2 protein-coding genes are annotated in these 1,746 nt (G+C 34.3%); both read left to right on the top strand.

The genetic code is table 11. The features are described 5' to 3' along the window. Positions 1 to 459: hypothetical protein (locus BLP50_RS14420; protein ID WP_176753802.1), on the top strand; the 459-nt coding region annotated here is incomplete at its 5' end. Beyond that, the coding region (locus BLP50_RS14140) for an Mbeg1-like protein (RefSeq protein WP_176753801.1) at positions 449 to 1,746 on the top strand (1,298 nt) is incomplete at its 3' end. The genes BLP50_RS14420 and BLP50_RS14140, both read left to right, overlap by 11 nt.

Raw genomic sequence — 1,746 nt, 5'->3', positions numbered from 1 at the left:
TATGCAGAAGGTGATGATCCGGAAGTAGATTGCTTTGCTGTAGAACCAAAGGGATTTGGATTTACTGATGAGTATGCATGGGTTATTCAGACTCCTATTGTTCAAAAAGAAATTGAAGAAAAGCTTGCTGGAATCTTTGAAGGTCAAAAGTACAAGATGTTTGTTGAATTGACTGGTGTTTCTGACGAGGGAGAGGTTAAGTGGATTGACATATGTATCTATATAGATAATAAAGATACATCTGTTACTGATTCTATAATGGATAGAATTGTTGAGGCTTTAAGCAGTGAAACACGAGAATGGGATTTGACTATGTATTGTTTCAAGAAGCCTGTAGTAGACAGTATTCCATCTAAGGAACATAATCGTAGTTTTGAATCTGATGATGTTTATTGTATGTACGATAGTAACAGAGTTGATAGAAGAGAAGGCAGAGGATGGGAAAGAAATGACCGATGAAAAATTAGCATTACTAGAGCATATAACATACATTGATGAAAATGTTCTAAAAGCTGCAGGAATTGATAAGGAATTACTAGAAGTAAAAGATGAAAAAAGCGTTGTTAGAATTTTGAAAATTTTCGATGACAAAGCCCTTGATAACCTTCGCAACTACAGGAAAAAGACATTATTCAATATCGGAAATGAAGAAAAACAAAACATTGTTGATGGCGCTTTAATTAGTGGTAAAAATTGGGCGAACATTATAGAAACAATCAAGAGTGATGAAGAACTAAAGAATCTAGTTGTAAAGGATTCAGAGCAAATTACTACAAAAAAAGGTAAAAAATATAATCTCCAGATTTGTTATCAAGACCCAATTTCTAAACAAGGAATAATTACATATAAAGGTACTACTGGATATGAGGAGTGGGATGATAATGTCAAAGGAATCTCTCTAAAAGATACTCCTTGCCAAGATAATGCTCTAAAGTTTTTTCAGAGGAATGAGAAGTCATTTGATGACATAGTGGTTGTAGGACATTCCAAGGGGGCAAACAAAGCCATGTACACAACTATAGTCTCAGATTCAGACAAAATATCCAAGTGCGTAGGAATGGATGGACAAGGCTTTTCCAATGAATTTTTTGAAGGATATGTAGCACAAATAGAAAAACATGGCAGCAAAATTACAAACTATTCAGTAGACAGAGATTTTGTACATGTGCTAATGAAACAAATTCCAAATTCTGAACAAAAGTATTGTGAAGCTTATGGCGTGCTAAACGGAGCACAGTTTCATAGCCCATTTTCTATGTTTAAATCTCAGGATGGAAAAATGGAGTTGAATGGTTCTGACAAGAGCCCAGTATTCGTAAATACGAATGAGAATAGATACACGGCTTTATTACGAAAGTTTACAATACATTTGATGGATAAGGGGAAGCCGGAAGATATAGAAAAGATTGCTAATTATATCGGGCCATTAGTAGGTGATTTATTAGGAAATGGAAGTTTACTAAAAGCGCTTTATCAAGCCATAGTTGGTAATCTTAAAAATTTGATAACAATAGCAAAAGAGACAATACAGTTTAGCAAGTCGGAGAATGTGACACTGAAAGATTGGCGAGGATTCTTTCGAACTTTTGGCTTAAAAGATACAGGGGAAGACAATACTGAAAGTATAGACAATCAACAGACTGTCTACAATGTAAAAACGGATGAAAATGTTATTGAATATCCAACACTAGAATCGCAAGATTCATTAAAATCAAAAATGATAAGTACGGAACTACGAAATCCGTA

The sequence above is a fragment of the Pseudobutyrivibrio sp. AR14 genome (genome assembly GCF_900101325.1).
Taxonomy (GTDB): Bacteria; Bacillota; Clostridia; order Lachnospirales; family Lachnospiraceae; genus Pseudobutyrivibrio.
Note: the sequence above shows the minus strand (reverse complement) of the source record. Positions and strands in the feature narration are given on the sequence as shown.